Raw genomic sequence first — 16,928 nt, 5'->3', positions numbered from 1 at the left:
CATGGATATGAGAAAGCAAAAATCCACGGTAAAGCGAATCCTTGGAGCGATAGGCAGGTACAAATGGGGCGTTTCCGCTTCTTTGGCATGTGCCTTTATTACTGTGCTTCTGACTTTGTATATCCCCATTCTGACCGGACGGGCCATCGACTGTATTTTGGGGCCTGGAGAGGTGGATTTTACAGGGATGTGGAAAATCCTGGTGCAGATCGGAGTGATTATCGCGATCACAGCCGCATCTCAGTGGCTCATGAGCCATATCAACAACCAGATCACCTATCAGGTGGTAAAGGATATCAGAACCCAGGCGTTTGATAAACTGGAGGTTCTTCCTCTTAAATATATCGACTCCCATAGCCACGGGGATATGATCAGCCGGATCATTGCGGATATTGATCAGTTTTCTGACGGGATATTATTGGGCTTTACCCAGCTTTTCACCGGGGTCTTAACCATTGTGGGAACTTTATTCTTCATGTTTTATATCAATCCGGCCATAGCGGTTGTGGTGGTTCTCGTGACACCGGTGTCCTTATTTGTAGCCAGCTTTGTGGCAAAAAGAACCTACCGCATGTTCCAGAAGCAGTCTCAGGCAAGGGGCCAGATGACCTCTCTCGTAGAGGAAATGCTGGGCAACCAGAAGGTAGTCCAGGCGTTTGGCTATGAAGATGAGGCTCAGGAAGAGTTTGGAAAGATCAATGAGGAGCTTCGTATATGGGGGCTGAAGGCCACCTTCTTTTCCTCCATCACAAATCCGGCTACCCGGTTTGTAAACAGCCTGGTCTATGCAAGCGTAGGGATTGCAGGTGCCGTCGGGGCTGTTCACGGAGTTTTGACTGTGGGCCAGCTTTCCGGGTTTTTAAGCTATGCGAATCAGTATACAAAGCCTTTTAATGAGATATCGGGAGTAATCACAGAACTGCAAAATGCCCTGGCTTCCGCGGCCCGTGTGTTTGAACTGATCGACGAAAATGCCCAGGTTCCCGATGCTCCTGACGCCAGAATCCTGACTGATGCAGAGGGAGAGGTGGTTTTAGAGAATGTGAGCTTTTCCTATGATCCTGCGGTAAGCTTAATTGAAAACATGAATCTGAAGGTAAGGCCGGGACAAAGAGTTGCTATCGTAGGCCCTACGGGATGCGGAAAGAGTACGGTAATCAACCTTCTCATGCGGTTTTATGATGTGGATTCCGGCAGCATTCAGGTGGAAGGAAGTGATATCCGCCGCATAACAAGGGAAAGCTTGCGGGCATCTTACGGCATGGTTTTACAGGAAACATGGCTGAAATCAGGGACCATACGGGAAAATATTGCCTATGGAAAACCTGATGCTTCGGAAGAAGAAATCATTTTGGCTGCTAAAGGGGCGTATGCCCACAGCTTTATTGAACGTATGCCCAATGGGTACGATACGGTTATATCAGAGGATGGCGGTAATTTATCCCAGGGACAGAAACAGCTTTTATGCATTGCCAGGGTCATGCTCTGCACCCCTCCCATGCTGATTCTTGACGAAGCCACTTCTTCCATCGATACCAGAACTGAAATAAGGATACAGAAGGCATTTACAAAGATGATGGAAGGGCGGACCAGCTTTATTGTGGCTCACAGGCTTTCTACCATCAAGGAGGCGGATGTGATTCTGGTTATGCGGGATGGGAATATTGTTGAACAGGGAACTCATGAAAGTCTGCTTTTAAAGAACGGTTTTTATGCACAGTTGTATAACAGCCAGTTTGCTGTTTAAAATACATTTTACTTACTAAAGATAATGCACAAAAGGGCGGTGGAATTATGTTTGAAATTGCTGTTTGCGATGATAATGCTCTAGACAGAAAATCATTAATTGAACGAATTGAAAAGAACATGCCGGAGCCGGAATCTATGAGAATCCATGAATACGACTCCGGTAAGAGTCTGCTGAATTCCATTAAAGGCATCCGGTTCTCCATTATTTTTCTGGATATTCAGATGGGGGAATTAAGTGGGGAAGAAACTGCAATCCGGATTCGTGAGATGGATAATAATGTGATTCTGGTGTTTAATACCGGATTTGTAGAACCATCCCCACGCAGCTTTGAGGTTCAGCCCTATCGGTATATTATGAAAAATATGGCGGCTGATGTGATGGACCGCTATATAAAGGATGCTTTAAAACGGATGATAGAATTCAGCCAGGCGCCCCTGATGAAAGCCAGTGTGAACAGAGAAATGCTGTTTTTAAAGGCTGACGATATCGTGTATATTGAGAAATATAAGAAGAGTACGAGAGTATATATTTCGGAAAACGCCATTAAGATTTACGGAATCAAGGCCGATCACAACGGCCAGCTTCCGGACATACGCATTCAGGAGAAACTGGAATCCATTTATGAGAAGTTGATGGTTTATGGATTCGGCTATCCTCATGACAGCTTTCTGATTAACTTTAAATACCTTATTTACTGTACGGGCAAGGCTTTAAAGCTAAAAGATGTGGATTGTATGTTCCCCATTACGCGGAGTAAGGCAGTGGAATTTAATAAACTGAAACAGGAGTTTATGTTATCCAAATACAAGGAAGGCGAATTATAATGGAAAATGATTTGTTGTCGGTAAGCCGTTTGTTCTTTTGTGGGATAGATGTTTATATGCTGTATCGTTTTCTTGTTGCTATATTTCCGGAAAAATGGAAAGGGAAAAAACGTATTATATTCAGCATAGTTATAGGGCTTATGATATTTTTGATAAACAGTGCAAGAAACCCATTATTGAATTTATTTACTGTGCCGCTGGTATTATATATGTATACGGTTTTATCATTCCGAATTTCGCTAAGTAATGGGGTGGCATATACAATTATTTATTTTTCTATATTTGGTGCAGGAAAAGAAGTGTTTTTTGAACTTTTATATCATATGCTATCAAATATTTTGCCTTTTTACATTCCACCATGGTTTACTGCCGGAGGAATATATTTTCTGTTGATTGAATATTTAGTTGGCTTTTTGTTTCTTCTGTACATAGAGAAATTTATTAAAAAAATAAAAATAAGCAATAGTAATAGTTTTTCGTGGTATTTGCTTATGGTTCCTGTTTTGTCTTTACTGATTTGTATTACATTTTTGTATATCGACTTTCCGGATTCCCTCATTGTACAGATAGTTATGTGCATAGGAGTATTCTTGCTTTTCTTTACGAATGCTATGGTATTCATTATTTTGGAAAGATACACGAATGTAATGAACAAAATAAAATATGCAGAGCTCTACAATGTCAAAAGGGATATGGAGAATGAGCATTTTCAGAATATCTTAAAAGTCAATGAACACTATCAGCATTATATACATGATATGAATGTTTATTTTAACAGTTTTCGAATGCTTGCAGTAAAGGGGGAGGATAAAAAAATAGTTGAAATCATTGATGAATTGAAGGGAAAGATTCAAGAAGAAATAAGTGGTGTAATATATAGTGGGAATCCTGTTTTAAATGCAATTTTATCTGAGCGTGTATCGATTGCTAAGGAAAAAGGAATCCAATTATCACTTTTTATTGAAAGTTTTTTAAAAGTTGATTTTATTTCGGATGCTGATATGATTTCTATGTTTGGTAATCTTTTAGACAATGCGATTGAAGCGGCAGAAAAGTGTGATTTAGAAAGTCGAAAAGTGGATGTTAGATTATTTATGGGCAATAATTATTTTTTAGTTCTTCACATAGAAAATAGTTATGCTGTGTCTGCTAAACGGACAGGTTCACGTTTATTATCAACAAAGAGGGATTCTAAGCATCACGGTTTGGGAGTAGGAATAGTAATGAATCTTGCGGAGAAATATGGAGGGACTTTAAGTTTAGAAGAGAGAACAGATTTATTTATCACAACTCTTACGATTTCGGCTTGTGTTAGACAGGAAAATGCAAATTTTGGCATTTGAAGTGTATAATTTTGGAACTTCGGTTGAAAGATGTAAAATTTAAGTATATAATGTAATAAAAAAAGGAGGTAATATGATGAAAAAAATGTTAAATGACTTAAGAGGTAAAATGTCAGTAGTAAAGGCAATGAATCTGTGTGCATTACTAGTTGCTGCCTATACGATTAATGTTACTTGTTTATGGGTACATCATCAGCCAGAAGTTCCAGAAGATGCTAAAATGCTCAGGAAATTCTAATGATTAAATGGTTATCAAGAAACATTGTTAACTGGCAGATTCAAAGGAATATTTTAGACAGTGGACAGAGGGCATTATACCAGTATGGTTATGAAGTTTTGCTTAATCAAGTTGTAAATATTCTTGCGGCAATTATCATAGCAATCTTAATGCGTGCACCAGTAACTGTTTTTCTATTTCTTGTCAGTTATATTCCTTTACGGTCTTTTTGCGGTGGTTATCATGCGAGGACAAATGGTGGTTGTACTCTTGTATCAATTTTATTGACAATTGCCGTTTGTATTATTGTTAAAGTGGCGGAAGGAAGCCGAATTTTCAGCATTCTGCCCGTCGGCTTTATAATTTCTGGTCTGTTGATTCTTTGGCTTGCGCCGGTTGCGGATAAGAATAAACCTTTGGATGAAAAAGAAACTGTCCGGTATCGTAAAATGAGTCGGTATATATGGCTGGCAGAAGCAGTGATAGGTATGGTTTTCTGGTTTTTTAAACCGGAGATTACTTTGGTCATTGTCATTTGCCATGTTGTATTGTCTATTATGTTGGTTTATGGTGAACAAAAGAACCGTCAAGGAAAAAACAGCAATGCATACAAAATTGAAGTCAGACAGTAGGCATCCTTGCAGGAGAGCGGACAAGCTTTTCTTATGGGATGCTTTTTTATTCGAAACAAATATTTTCAAAATCACAGAAATTTGATGAAAAATATCATTGAATATCTGTGATTTTTGTTTTATGCACGATAGCTTTTAATCATTTTCCTTATCTGTTTTCTGCTAAGATATAAAAAATTGTATAGAGGATGCAAATTTTGGAACCTAACATGTACAATTTTGGCACTTGTGTTGAAATTAAATTTGAAAGATGTAGAATGTAACTATAGACATCAGGGGAAAATTCGAGAGTGAAAGGATGATAGAAAGTGAAGAGAAAGAGACGAAATGAAAGCTATTATCAATATAGGGCCACTTGCAGCATCCGCAGGGAAGATGGCTTTGAGGACATTAGGAATTATGAACTTGACACAGATATTCTTCACAAAAGCCTGCACTTTTGGAATAAATCCAGTCATTTGAAGCAATGCCAGGACATGCTCAGCGCTCTGATATTCCAGGAGGATGACCGGGTTGTGAAATATGGGATATTGCAGGAGAAGCTGGTTCTTGTGCCAAGGTTTACCTATGAGGAGGAAAAAAAGCCTCCCGGAAAGCACATTGTTCTTCCGAAACTTCTCCTTGCCATAGAGGCACTGATCCTTATGATTATTCAAAGCAGAATGTGAATTAGGTAGAAATTAAGAAACACACGGCAGCTAGGTTACTTATTATAAAGCAGGTGAAAGTATGATTAATGATGAAAAAATAATGGGGTCGGAACGTATTGAAAAGCTCAATCGTTTTACAAGTATTGAAACAGGCATCTATGTAGAAGGAGAATTAGTACAGTTTCAAGAGGCGCTGCTGTTTGATGATGAAATCGGAATCATGCTTCCTGTTGAATTTGAAGATATGGAACCGGAGGAAGCAAAGCGGAAATATTTTTCTGAGCAGCGTCCAAGCATTATAAAGACCAACAAGGAAGGAACGGTGGATTTTTCTTTCAATATGATAGATCAGAAGATTGCTGCTGAGGATTTGGAGGCCGTTATCAATGATTTCCATCATGTTTTAAAGCGCTTCCAGCCTATGAGTGTTTGTCTGGAAATAGGATCTGAGCCTAAGGCTTCTATTCCTTGTGCGTGGTTGGAATTTATAAGCAGTGCCCTGGATGAAAATCTTTATAATGTACTTACCCTTTATCTTGTTGGAGACAAATTGTTAATGCTCATGTTCAACTGTCCGTTCCACAGGCGGATGGACTGGCTCAACTGTCTGACGCAGATCAGAAAGACTGTCGTTTTATATGGAAAAGGAGAGCAGAAAACCAGACCGGTATATGAAAGAAAAAAGGAGATTTGCTGATGAGCACGAAAAAAGAAAAAAAGGCGTTTCCTGATTTGTACAGGTATTTTTGCGGAATGCTCACCAAAGGAAAAATGGACGATCTCTACGGTCAGATGATGGGAGCTATTCCGGATTTATCTGCTGCAAAGAGAACCATCAATCTGCCGGAGAAATGAAATTTCCATAGTATTGTAAATGCAAGGTGTTTTGTTGTAGAATGTTGAGGCTCCGTCTTTTGGCGGGGCCTTTAGCTTATTGAAGGTGGATCTGTTTATATATAACTAATTGGAAAATCACCAGCATATGTGATATAATGAAGTATAAGATAAAAGGAGTTGATAAGGTGCCAGAAATAGCAAGATTTTATGGGATTATTATTAAAATGTTCTTTAAGCCAAAAGAACATGAACCAAGTCACTTGCATGCTTTGTATGGTGAGCACATCGGAATTTTTGACTTAAGGACTATGGAAATGACTGAAGGAGATTTGCCTTGAAAAGCACAAGAACTTGTTAAAGAATGGATGGCCCAGAATCAAAAGGAATTATTGGAGATGTGGGATAGCCAGAATTTAAAAAAATTACCGCCATTATAAATCGTTTTTCACCCGCCTGGAGGTGTTAGTATGATACCAAGAATAAAAGAAATAAAGCCACTGGATGACTATATATTACACGTATGTTTTGATGATGGAAAAGTGATATTGTACGATGTTAAAGATGATATTAACAATATAGCGCAGTTTGGAGATTTAAAAAGTGTTTACGGACTATTTCATCAGGTACAGCTTGATGAAAGCCGTACGTGTGTATACTGGAATGATGAAATTGATTTACCGAGTGATACAATTTATGAATATGGGATTGAACCCAGATCACTTGAAACCCATGTCGAATTATAGTATAATATACTTGATTCAGGAAGGGAGGAAAAGGGAACTGCCCAGGCACAGTACCGGACAAATTATGAGAACATGCCCACACTGCGGGAAGCAGATTTTGGAAGGCAATAATACTATTTATTGCCCTAGTTGCAATCAGATAGTGGATGAAGAAGTACTTCTTCGCATGAGGATTGAAAAGAAACTGCAGAAATCAGATGATCAGCCTTTCAGAGGATTTAATACAGGAAAAGAAGAGCAGGAAAAACAAAAAAAGCACTATCATTATGATGACGATTATAGATCCATAAAAATCCAGAACAATGAGAAATCCTATACTTCCACTATTGTCTCTATTATTGTAGTGATAGCGGTTATTGCAGCAGTTTATTTCCTTTTAAAATGAGATCAGGCAAATTAACCCTTGACATTTTGGGTTTCCATTATTACAATGATAACGAATATTACAATAAAAAATATGAAATGCGATGAAGGTGTCAGTAGATCCTTATTTTCTTCCAGAGAGAAGGGGCCGCCGGCTGTAAGCCCTTTTAAGTTCAGTTAAGAGATTGAATTTCCCACCGAAGCAGCATGATTGAAACCGGAAAAGTCCTTTTGGCATTTTTTCGGCGTGTAGATGATGACGTCCATACACGTTACGTATACCGAGTGCCTGTGTATAACACAGGAATCAGGGTGGTACCGCGAATATTGCTTCGTCCCTTTATGGGGCGGAGCTTTTTTGTGAAAACAGAAATGTAAGAAAAAGAAGGAGAGCATGATGAAAGACCAATTAGAGAAAATCAAACAGGAAGCATTAAGCAGAATCGAAGCGACTGATGCCTTGGAAAAGCTCAATGATATCAAGGTTGCTTATCTTGGAAAAAAAGGCGAGCTGACCACTGTATTAAAGAGCCTTAAGGATGTCAGCCCGGAGGACAGACCAAAGATCGGCCAGATGGTAAATGATGTCCGTGCCCTTTTGGAAGAGAAGTTAGAAGAAACCATGACTTCCTTCATGAGAAAAGCCAGAGAAGAGCAGATGAAAAAAGAGGTTATTGACGTGACTCTTCCGGCAAAAAGAAATCATGGAGGCCACACCCATCCAAACACCATTGCTTTGGAAGAGGTGGAGCGGATTTTCGTGGGCATGGGTTATGAAGTGATGGAAGGCCCGGAAGTGGAGTACGATGCCTATAACTTTGAGAAGCTGAATATTCCTAAAAATCATCCGGCAAGAGATGAGCAGGATACTTTTTACATCAGCGAAAATATCGTTTTAAGAAGCCAGACCTCCCCGGTTCAGATCAGGGCCATGGAAACGGGCAAGCTGCCGATCAGAATGCTGGCTCCAGGCCGTGTATTCCGCTCCGATGAAGTGGATGCCACCCATTCCCCGTCATTCCATCAGATCGAGGGACTGGTCATTGATAAGAACATCACCTTTGCAGACTTAAAGGGAACCTTAGCTGAGTTTGCCAGAGAGTTATTCGGACCGGAGACAAAGGTAAAATTCCGCCCCCATCATTTCCCATTCACAGAGCCAAGTGCAGAGGTGGATGTGACCTGCTTTAAATGCGGCGGAAACGGCTGCCGTTTCTGTAAGGGTTCAGGCTGGATTGAGATTCTGGGCTGCGGTATGGTTCACCCCAACGTACTGTCCATGAGTGGAATTGATCCCAACGAATACTCCGGCTTTGCTTTCGGCGTTGGACTGGAGCGAATTGCCTTGTTGAAATATGAGATTGATGACATGAGATTATTATACGAAAATGACATCAGATTCTTAAAGCAGTTCTAAGAACAGAAAGGGAGAGAAATCAATGAATACACCATTATCATGGATTAAAGCATACGTTCCGGAACTGGACGTAACAGCTCAGGAATATACAGATGCCATGACTCTTGCCGGGTCAAAGGTAGAGGGCTATGAATGCCTGGACAAAAATTTGGAAAAAATCGTGGTCGGACACATCCTGTCAATTGAAGGCCATCCGGACGCAGATAAATTGATCGTATGTCAGGTTGATGTGGGCACAGAAACTGTTCAGATCGTGACAGGAGCACCCAACGTAAAGGTTGGAGATAAAGTTCCGGTTGTTTTAGATGGAGGAAAGGTGGCAGGCGGCCATGACGGCGGTCCCCTTCCGGAAAATGGAATCAAGATCAAAAAGGGTAAATTAAGAGGAATTGAGTCCTGCGGTATGATGTGCTCCATCGAAGAGCTGGGCTGCTCTGCAGAAATGTACCCCGATGCTCCGGAAAGCGGAATTTACATTCTGCCTGAAGATGCACAGCCGGGAGCTGATGCCATTGAGCTGCTGGGCCTTCGTGATACGGTATTTGAGTACGAAATCACTTCCAACCGTGTGGACTGCTACAGCGTTATCGGCCTTGCAAGAGAAGCAGCAGCAACCTTCCGCAAGCCATTTCTGCCTCCCGTTGTCACAGCGACAGGCAATGGAGAGAACGTTTGTGATTATTTAAAGGTGACAGTGGAAGACAGCCGCCTCTGCCCCCGTTACTGCGCCAGAATGGTAAAGAACATTAAGCTGGCTCCTTCTCCTGTATGGATGCAAAGACGTCTTGCTGCCTGCGGAATCCGCCCGATTAACAACATCGTAGACATTACCAACTATGTGATGGAAGAGTATGGACAGCCCATGCATGCCTTTGATTATGAGCTGCTGGCAAACCATGAAATCGTTGTGAAATGCGCGAAAGAGGGAGATTCCTTCCAGACCTTAGACGGACAGGAAAGAAAGCTGGACAGCACCATTCTCATGATCAATGACGGTGAAAAAGCGGTGGGAATCGCAGGAATCATGGGCGGAGAGAACTCCAAGATCACAGACGATGTGACCACCATGGTATTTGAAAGCGCCTGCTTTGACGGAACCAATATCCGCCTTTCTGCAAAGAAAGTGGGATTGAGAACCGATGCTTCCGGAAAATTTGAAAAAGGCCTTGATCCCAACAATGCAGAGGCAGCCATCAACCGTGCCTGCCAGTTAATTGAAGAGCTGGGCGCAGGAGAAGTGGTGGGAGGCATCATTGATGTTTACCCGGAAAAGAGAGAGGGAAAAAGAGTTCCTTTTGAGCCGGAGAAGATGAACCGTCTTCTGGGAACCGATATCGCTCCTGAAACCATGCTGGAATATTTCAAGGCGCTGGAACTGGAATACGATCAGGCTTCCGGAGACCTCCTCATTCCTACGTTCCGTCAGGATTTGGAATGCATGGCTGATATAGCGGAAGAGGTTGCCAGATTCTACGGCTATGACAAGATTCCCGTATCCCTTCCAGCCGGAGAGGCGACCACTGGAAAATTATCTTATAAATTGAGAGTGGAGCAGCTTGCCAGAAGAGTTGCGGAGTTTAACGGATTTTCTCAGGGAATGACTTATTCCTTTGAAAGCCCCAAGGTGTTTGACCGCCTTCTTCTTCCTGAGGACAGCCCGCTCCGTGTGACAGTGAACATTTTAAATCCATTGGGAGAGGATTTCAGCGTGATGAGAACTTCTCCGCTTCATGGAATGCTAAACTCCCTGTCCACCAACTACAACCGCCGCAATAAGAATGCCCGCCTTTACGAGCTGGCTAATATTTACCTTCCAAAGGCGCTTCCATTGACAGAGCTTCCTGATGAGAGAATGCAGTTTACCTTGGGAATGTACGGAGAAGGTGATTTCTTCGATATGAAGGGAGTTGTGGAAGAGTTCTTCGGCCAGGCAGGAATGAGCAAAAGGCCACAGTACGATCCGAACAGCAAAAAGACATTCCTTCATCCGGGAAGACAGGCAGATATTCTGTATGATGGTGTAAAAGTGGGATATCTGGGTGAGGTGCATCCGGATGTGGCAGATAATTATAAGATTGGGGAAAAGGCTTATGTGGCAGTCATTGATATGCCATCCATGATCCCATTCACCAGCTTTGACCGGAAATACACCGGAATCGCCAAGTATCCGGCTGTTACCAGAGATATCAGCATGGTGGTTCCAAAGGAAATCCTGGCTGGACAGATTGAGGAAGTCATCGGACAGAGAGGCGGAAAGCTGCTGGAAAGCTATCAGCTTTTCGACATCTATGAAGGCTCCCAGATTGTAGCAGGATATAAGTCCATGGCTTATTCCATCACATTCAGAGCCGGTGATCACACCCTCGAAGAACAGGAAGTTCTTGCAGTGATGAAGAAGATTTTAGATGGATTACAGAAGCTTGGAATTGAATTGAGAGCATAAAAGATTTATAGTAGTGAAAAGCAGAGGCCGCTGCTGCGGCCTCTGTCCACGCCATCGGCATTCTGTGTGTTGATGGCTTTTTCATATCTATGATCGGAAAAGGGGAAGTATATGCCGGAATTACTAAAAAACAGGTATCATTACGGGGCACTTCACGAGTTGGCTTTGAGTATCAGAGCCGTATATGGTTCGTTTCAGGCTGATGATTTTGTCAATGATGTTATGGATAAAACGTGGGATGAGTTAGAGCTGAAAGCCCGTATGCGGAAAATTGCTATAAATTTAGGAAGGTATCTGCCAGCCGATTATGAACGGGCTCTTGGCATCATTGATGAGGTCGTTGCCGGTTATCCTGAAGGGTTTAATGACTTTACTCTAATGTACTTCCCTGATTTTGTTGAAGTCTATGGGCAGGATGAATGCCATTGGGATTTGTCAATAGCTGCCTTAGAAAGATATACCCCGTCTTCATCTTCTGAATTTGCCGTGAGGCCGTTTATCATAAACCATGAAGAGCGTATGATGCAGCAGATGGCTGTCTGGGCCAGGCATGACAATGAGCATGTGCGGCGGCTTGCCAGCGAGGGCTGCCGTCCCAGTCTGCCATGGGGACAGGCTTTGGTCAGCTTCAAAAAGAATCCGTTGCCGGTTCTTGGTATTTTAGAGCAATTGAAAGCCGACCCGTCGCTGTATGTCCGTAAAAGCGTGGCCAATAACTTAAACGACATTTCCAAAACACATCCCGATCTGGCCGTAAAGATTGCAAGGGATTGGTACGGTCAAAACGAGCATACGGATTGGATTGTAAAGCACGGGTGCAGAACACTTCTTAAAAAGGGTAACAGGGATGTGCTGGGCATCTTTGGATTTTCAGATGACGATTGTGTGGATGTCGACGGATTCGCCCTGGGGGCTGCGTCTGTTTCCATTGGGGAGGATATGACCTTTTCGTTTGAAATTGAGACAAAAAAAGAAGCCAAAGTACGGCTGGAATACGGCATTGATTATGTGAAAGCAAACGGCAGGCGAAACCGTAAGATATTTCAAATATCCGAGCTTTCTTTAAAGGAAAACGGCAGGAAGTCCTACACAAAAAAACATTCCTTTGCAGATGCAAGTACAAGGAAGCATTACCCCGGCACCCATTCGGTCACACTCATTGTGAGCGGAACTGAGCGGGGAACGCTGGATTTTGAGGTATTGGCTGCAAAATAGTCTGGTGTAACATCTCCGCCGTATACGAGCGACATATGAGCAAAAAAAGGAGTGCTGTTTTGCAGCGCCCCTTTTTTCTGGCTTATAGGAATATTTATATTTAGAAATAAATGAAAAGACCGCCGTCAATATTGATGTTCTGTCCGGTTACATAATGGCCGTCATCTGATGCCAGGAAAAGGATTCCTGGAGCGACATCCTTTTCGCCATCTCCGGTATAACCCAGAGGAGGAAGGTATCCGGCAGCTTTTTCTTCTTCCGTCATTTTTGCATATGTAGCATCGGGAAGTTCTCCGTTGTTGAGAGGAGCAATGCTGTTAACTGTAATTTCAGGTCCCCATTCCCTTGCAGCGACCATTGTAAGGGCGCGGATACCGGCTTTTGCGGCAGCGTAAGCTCCGTAAAATTTCAATCCCTGAGAGCCGGCGGCAGAGGAAACGTTAATGATCCGGCCAAATTTCTGCTTCATCATAATGGGCTGGCATAAACGCATCATGTGCCAGGTTCCTTCTAAAGAGGTTTTCATTACCGTATCCCACATTTCCTGGGTGTGATCCATAATCGGTATGTACTGCTCGGCAGCATTGGCATTGTTGACCAAAATGTCAATTTTGCCATACGTTTCCATGGTAACGGAAATCAGGTTTTCCATATCTTCCATTTTCTGAAGGTCGCATTTTACAGCAAGAGCTTCTGCGCCGTTTGCCTTGCAGACATCAACTGTCTGCTGGAGCTTTTCCAGGCGCCGTCCGCAGAGCACTACCGTGGCCCCTTCCTTTGCAAATAAAATCGCTGTGCCCCTTCCAAGGCCTGTTCCTGCGCCAGTGATGATTGCTACTTTTCCATCTAATCTACCCATAATTTTCTTCTCCTTTTTATACGTTCTTTTACTGGTAAATATCAAATACTTCTACAATTTTATCCGTCCAGAACTCAGCCGGTTTAGGATTTCTGTCATAGCGCTCGTAGTTAAAATCATTTAATACGGCCTGGCCGTGTTCGAGATGGCCTTCCAGGTCTTCCCTTTTTACTCCCATCTCTTTTAAGGACTTCACGCCGATTTCCCGGTTGAATTCGATCACTCTCTGTGAGACTGCTTCTCCCAATTCGCGGGGAGATACGTCTTTATCCAGATTGAGTCCCAGGGCATCTGCCAGAATCATCACTTTTTCCGGGCATTCCTCAGCCCTGATTTTGATGTAAACGGGAAATGCGAGTGCGCATAAGTTACCGTGGGCCGCCTCTACAACGGTTGCAGCCATAGCGTGTGCCATACAGTGGCCATAGGAGGTCCAGCCCTCATTGATGGCTATGCCTGCAAAATTGCTGGCCAGAGCTACCTGAGTTCTTGCCTCTAAATTCTTTCCATCCTTTACTGCGACCGGCAGCCATTCCAGAAGAAGCTTTACGGCGTGAGAGGCCAGAACAGTGGATTTGGGATTGTCACGGACATTGGTGATGTTTTCTGCCGCATGGCAAAAGGCATCCATGCCGGTCTGTGCCGTAACACTGGGAGGGGCAGTTACGGTCAGTTCCGGATCAAGGATTGCAAAATGGCCGGTTGCCAGAACAGAGCGTTTTCCTCCTGCTTTATTGCTGGTGATGACCCCTGCAAAGGTCACTTCAGAGCCCGTACCGGATGTGGTTGGGATGGAAATGAGCGGTAAAATGGGATTAGGCGGCATGGACGGAAATGGATGTCCGAAATAATCGTCGATTTTCCCCGGATTGGTGAGGAGAATGTCGATTGCCTTTGCAGTATCTATGGTGCTGCCTCCTCCGATTGCAATAACACCATCCACTTTTTCCTTTCTCCCCAGTTCAGCCCCTTCATCGCATATTTCCTCAGGCGGGTCCGGCAAAACCTTATCAAATGATACGACTTCGATTCCCTCATCCGTTAAGCAGCCGATTACCCTGTCCGCTGTACCGGTATTTTTCATTGTGTTGTCGTAGACGCATAATGCTTTTGTAATCTTGAGTTTTTTCGCCTCCACGCCTATCTGGTTGACAGTTCCGCAGCCAAACAGTACGGGACAGCCCTGCTGCATGAGATTGTTCATAACAAGTTCGCCTTTGTTCACGGTCGTTCTCCCTTTCTAATATGTTTTGTTTTTCTCGCCGCACTTGTGCTATAATATGGATACTGAGTGATGAGCTTTCAATAAATGACCGCTTTTTCACCCTTAATCATGTTATAACAAATGCAGTTTTGTTAAAAAGCTATAATAAAACGTGTATCGATACATGTATTATAGTGCTTTTTATACTTAATGTCAATGTTGTGCTGCATAAATACAATAAAAATACACTTACATGAAGAGAGGCTATTTAAATGAAAGAGGAAACAAATGTGAAACAGGACATTAATATGGAGGAGCGGTTATTGGATGCTGCCAGAAAGCTTTTAAAAGAGGGCGGATATGCCAGGCTGACCATACGGAGAGTCTGCATGGAAGCAGACTGTTCTACCTCCACTTTTTATCAATACTTTGACAGCAAGGATGATTTGCTCGCATCATTTATTCAGCGCAATTCATTCAAAAAGAGCAGCCAGGATGATTATCTGAACTTTACGCACCCGGAAGCGATTATTGAAATATATTTGCAGACCGCCAGATATTTGTCCTCTTTGCCTTCCGATGTCCTTCACAATTACTTGACGCCTGGCAATCTCGCTTTAAATGCAAGGACTATATCCCAAACGAAAGGCAATGGCTGGGTCATGGACCTTGTCTGGGAACATTTCCGAAAAGCACAGAGTGAATCCATGTTCCTGCCCGGCCATGATTATATGGATATCTACAGTGAAATGGATGTGATTCTTTTCGGTTATCTGTTTCACTGGGCAGTTTATGCGGGGGAATACGATCTCATCCCGCCTATGCGTAAAATGATGATTGAGCGTTTGAACATTTATCTGATGCCGGAACACAGGCTTTCGCTTTAAAGAATTTATGCCCGCCCATCTTTTTTTGACTCAATTGCATGAACATGACATATCCCGTCAATCCTTAAAGCAGAAATGTTTGAAATGACGGGAGGTAAAAATGTTTGGCGGACATGATATTATAAAAGTAACAGGCAGAATGGTGTGGGATTCACGGGCCAATCCTGCAGTTGAGGCGGAAGTCATATTGGAAAACGGTGCCCACGGAAAGGCCATGGTTTCCCTGGGAAGCCAGGGAAATGGCCAGTGGGAGTCAGAATATATCAATGACCGGCTTTCAGAGGCCGTGCTGTTTGAAGAGGCGCTGGACCAGGAGAAGATTGACAGGATTCTTTTAGAGGCACTGGAAGATGAAAGAAAGGGAAAGAAGAGCGTTCAGGCCATATCCATGGCTGCGGCAAGGGCAGCCGGTGCAGGTCTTGGACTTCCTCTTTACCGGTATTTGGGAGGAACTACTTTACCGGTCATGCCGGTTCCGGTTATGACCATGATGAGCGGAAGAGACGGGGAAATGGGAATGGATTTTCCTGAACTGATGATCGTTCCCCAAACCGCTAAAAGCTATTCCCGCGGACTGCGCATGGGAGCAGAAATTTATCATTGCTTAAAACGGCTTTTATCGATAAGCGGATACAGCACTTCGGTGGGAGAGGATGGCGGCTTTGTGCCGGGCATGAAAGACGCCGAAGAAGGGCTGGGATACTTAATGGATGCATTTCAATTGAGCGGCCATAAGCCGGGAGTTGATGTGTCGGTCATGATTTCTGTAAATAAAGAACAAAAGAATATGATTTCTCATTATCTGAGGCTGACAGATGAATTTCCCATCTGCGGAATTTTTAACGGGCTTTGGAGGGAAGACTCAGAAGGGCAGAGCCAGATGATGAAAATGCTGAAGGACCGGTTCTTAATGGCTTCCCATGATTATTCCCACGCCAACGGGGCGGTGATCAGTCTGGAAGCGGCTGGAACGGTTTCCAATGCTCTTACCATGGTGGAAGAGGCCAGAAAGGCCGGATGCAAGGTGATTATATCCGGTGACTCCGGAGAAACGGAAGAAGACTTTCTTGCAGATATGGCGGTTGCAGTTGGGGCTGACTATGTGAAGTTCGGCGCTCCCTGCAGAGGGGAATGGACGGCAAAATATAATGAGATGCTTCGTATCGAAGAATTTTATAATAAGAAAAAAGATTAAAAGACTTTATATAAAAATATAAAAAATTAGTTGTATTTGCTGAAAATTTATGGTACAATCATCTTTGTTTGACTATAGGAGGTGGAAACGTGATCAGGATTATATTATCAATCATATTTGTTATCATATGCATTGCTTTATCAGCAATTGTTCTGCTACAGGAAGGAAAGAGCCAGGGACTAGGTTCAATCGGCGGTATGGCAGATACTTACTGGGGCAAAAACAAAGGCCGTTCCATGGAAGGAAATCTGGAAAAGTTTACTAAATACGGAGCAATTCTGTTTTTCATTCTGGCATTGGTACTGAATCTGAATATACTGTAAAGATTAAACACTCTTGTGGGATGACA

General features: G+C 43.0%; 19 protein-coding genes and 1 other annotated feature. Of the genes, 17 read left to right on the top strand and 2 right to left on the bottom strand.

Going from position 1 to position 16,928, the window contains the following annotated elements; translation table 11 throughout:
* Nucleotide 1: 1 nt before the first annotated feature.
* The 14 genes from QM657_RS09495 to QM657_RS09430 all read left to right on the top strand — a co-directional run bounded on the left by QM657_RS09495 (nucleotide 2) and on the right by QM657_RS09430 (nucleotide 12,434).
* Nucleotides 2–1,747 carry an ABC transporter ATP-binding protein gene (locus tag QM657_RS09495; protein WP_415066393.1) on the top strand — a complete coding sequence of 582 codons (1,746 nt, stop codon included), beginning with the start codon at nucleotides 2–4 and terminating at the stop codon, nucleotides 1,745–1,747.
* Nucleotides 1,748–1,794: 47 nt separating this feature from the next.
* Nucleotides 1,795–2,574 carry a LytR/AlgR family response regulator transcription factor gene (locus QM657_RS09490; protein WP_415066392.1) on the top strand — a complete coding sequence of 260 codons (780 nt, stop codon included), beginning with the start codon at nucleotides 1,795–1,797 and terminating at the stop codon, nucleotides 2,572–2,574.
* The gene (locus QM657_RS09485; protein WP_415066391.1) at nucleotides 2,574–3,917 is read left to right on the top strand and encodes a sensor histidine kinase; all 1,344 of its coding nucleotides are present in this window, start codon (nucleotides 2,574–2,576) and stop codon (nucleotides 3,915–3,917) included. Before QM657_RS09490 ends, QM657_RS09485 begins: the two co-directional genes overlap by 1 nt.
* A 73-nt stretch (nucleotides 3,918–3,990) precedes the next feature.
* Nucleotides 3,991–4,155, top strand: a complete 165-nt coding sequence (locus QM657_RS09480; protein WP_415066390.1) for a cyclic lactone autoinducer peptide — start codon at nucleotides 3,991–3,993, stop codon at nucleotides 4,153–4,155.
* Nucleotides 4,155–4,766, top strand: a complete 612-nt coding sequence (locus QM657_RS09475; RefSeq protein WP_415066389.1) for an accessory gene regulator ArgB-like protein — start codon at nucleotides 4,155–4,157, stop codon at nucleotides 4,764–4,766. Before QM657_RS09480 ends, QM657_RS09475 begins: the two co-directional genes overlap by 1 nt.
* A 308-nt stretch (nucleotides 4,767–5,074) precedes the next feature.
* Nucleotides 5,075–5,434: a hypothetical protein gene (locus QM657_RS09470; protein WP_415066388.1), complete on the top strand. Its 360-nt coding sequence runs from the start codon at nucleotides 5,075–5,077 to the stop codon at nucleotides 5,432–5,434.
* A 61-nt stretch (nucleotides 5,435–5,495) separates the two neighbouring features.
* On the top strand, nucleotides 5,496–6,113 hold the full coding sequence (locus tag QM657_RS09465) for a hypothetical protein (protein ID WP_415066387.1): 618 nt from the start codon (nucleotides 5,496–5,498) through the stop codon (nucleotides 6,111–6,113).
* On the top strand, nucleotides 6,113–6,271 hold the full coding sequence (locus tag QM657_RS09460; RefSeq protein WP_415066386.1) for a hypothetical protein: 159 nt from the start codon (nucleotides 6,113–6,115) through the stop codon (nucleotides 6,269–6,271). The genes QM657_RS09465 and QM657_RS09460 overlap by 1 nt, the downstream gene beginning before the upstream one ends.
* A 137-nt stretch (nucleotides 6,272–6,408) precedes the next feature.
* Nucleotides 6,409–6,591, top strand: coding sequence for a DUF4160 domain-containing protein (locus tag QM657_RS09455; protein ID WP_415066385.1), 183 nt, complete (start codon nucleotides 6,409–6,411; stop codon nucleotides 6,589–6,591).
* Between the two features lie 129 nt (nucleotides 6,592–6,720).
* The gene (locus tag QM657_RS09450; RefSeq protein WP_415066384.1) at nucleotides 6,721–6,996 is read left to right on the top strand and encodes a DUF2442 domain-containing protein; all 276 of its coding nucleotides are present in this window, start codon (nucleotides 6,721–6,723) and stop codon (nucleotides 6,994–6,996) included.
* A 64-nt stretch (nucleotides 6,997–7,060) separates the two neighbouring features.
* Nucleotides 7,061–7,381: a hypothetical protein gene (locus tag QM657_RS09445; RefSeq protein ID WP_415066383.1), complete on the top strand. Its 321-nt coding sequence runs from the start codon at nucleotides 7,061–7,063 to the stop codon at nucleotides 7,379–7,381.
* A 73-nt stretch (nucleotides 7,382–7,454) separates the two neighbouring features.
* Nucleotides 7,455–7,702, top strand: a binding site (T-box leader).
* Nucleotides 7,703–7,756: 54 nt separating this feature from the next.
* Nucleotides 7,757–8,776, top strand: coding sequence for a phenylalanine--tRNA ligase subunit alpha (gene pheS, locus QM657_RS09440; protein WP_415066416.1), 1,020 nt, complete (start codon nucleotides 7,757–7,759; stop codon nucleotides 8,774–8,776).
* Between the two features lie 22 nt (nucleotides 8,777–8,798).
* On the top strand, nucleotides 8,799–11,219 hold the full coding sequence (pheT, locus tag QM657_RS09435; RefSeq protein ID WP_415066382.1) for a phenylalanine--tRNA ligase subunit beta: 2,421 nt from the start codon (nucleotides 8,799–8,801) through the stop codon (nucleotides 11,217–11,219).
* A 111-nt stretch (nucleotides 11,220–11,330) separates the two neighbouring features.
* The gene (locus QM657_RS09430; protein WP_415066381.1) at nucleotides 11,331–12,434 is read left to right on the top strand and encodes a DNA alkylation repair protein; all 1,104 of its coding nucleotides are present in this window, start codon (nucleotides 11,331–11,333) and stop codon (nucleotides 12,432–12,434) included.
* A 100-nt stretch (nucleotides 12,435–12,534) separates the two neighbouring features.
* Here QM657_RS09430 and QM657_RS09425 read toward each other — a convergent pair whose 3' ends face one another.
* Together QM657_RS09425 and QM657_RS09420 are read right to left on the bottom strand one after the other, a co-directional pair.
* Nucleotides 12,535–13,293 carry an SDR family NAD(P)-dependent oxidoreductase gene (locus QM657_RS09425; protein ID WP_415066380.1) on the bottom strand — a complete coding sequence of 253 codons (759 nt, stop codon included), beginning with the start codon at nucleotides 13,291–13,293 and terminating at the stop codon, nucleotides 12,535–12,537.
* Between the two features lie 28 nt (nucleotides 13,294–13,321).
* Complete coding sequence (locus QM657_RS09420; protein ID WP_415066379.1) at nucleotides 13,322–14,518, bottom strand: iron-containing alcohol dehydrogenase; 1,197 nt, start codon at nucleotides 14,516–14,518, stop codon at nucleotides 13,322–13,324.
* A gap of 251 nt (nucleotides 14,519–14,769) precedes the next feature.
* On the opposite strand from QM657_RS09420, the gene QM657_RS09415 reads away from it, so the two are divergent.
* The 3 genes from QM657_RS09415 to secG all read left to right on the top strand — a co-directional run bounded on the left by QM657_RS09415 (nucleotide 14,770) and on the right by secG (nucleotide 16,902).
* On the top strand, nucleotides 14,770–15,384 hold the full coding sequence (locus tag QM657_RS09415; RefSeq protein ID WP_415066378.1) for a TetR/AcrR family transcriptional regulator: 615 nt from the start codon (nucleotides 14,770–14,772) through the stop codon (nucleotides 15,382–15,384).
* 100 nt (nucleotides 15,385–15,484) lie between these two features.
* Nucleotides 15,485–16,579 (top strand): phosphopyruvate hydratase, encoded by a 1,095-nt coding sequence (gene eno / locus QM657_RS09410; RefSeq protein ID WP_415066377.1) that lies wholly within the window; start codon nucleotides 15,485–15,487, stop codon nucleotides 16,577–16,579.
* Between the two features lie 89 nt (nucleotides 16,580–16,668).
* Nucleotides 16,669–16,902, top strand: a complete 234-nt coding sequence (gene secG, locus QM657_RS09405; RefSeq protein WP_367565821.1) for a preprotein translocase subunit SecG — start codon at nucleotides 16,669–16,671, stop codon at nucleotides 16,900–16,902.
* Nucleotides 16,903–16,928 lie beyond the last annotated feature (26 nt).

Origin of the sequence: Lacrimispora sp. (genome assembly GCF_047605665.1) — a bacterium.
Classification (GTDB): domain Bacteria; phylum Bacillota; class Clostridia; order Lachnospirales; family Lachnospiraceae; genus Lacrimispora.
This window is presented reverse-complemented; position numbering and strand designations above follow the sequence as displayed.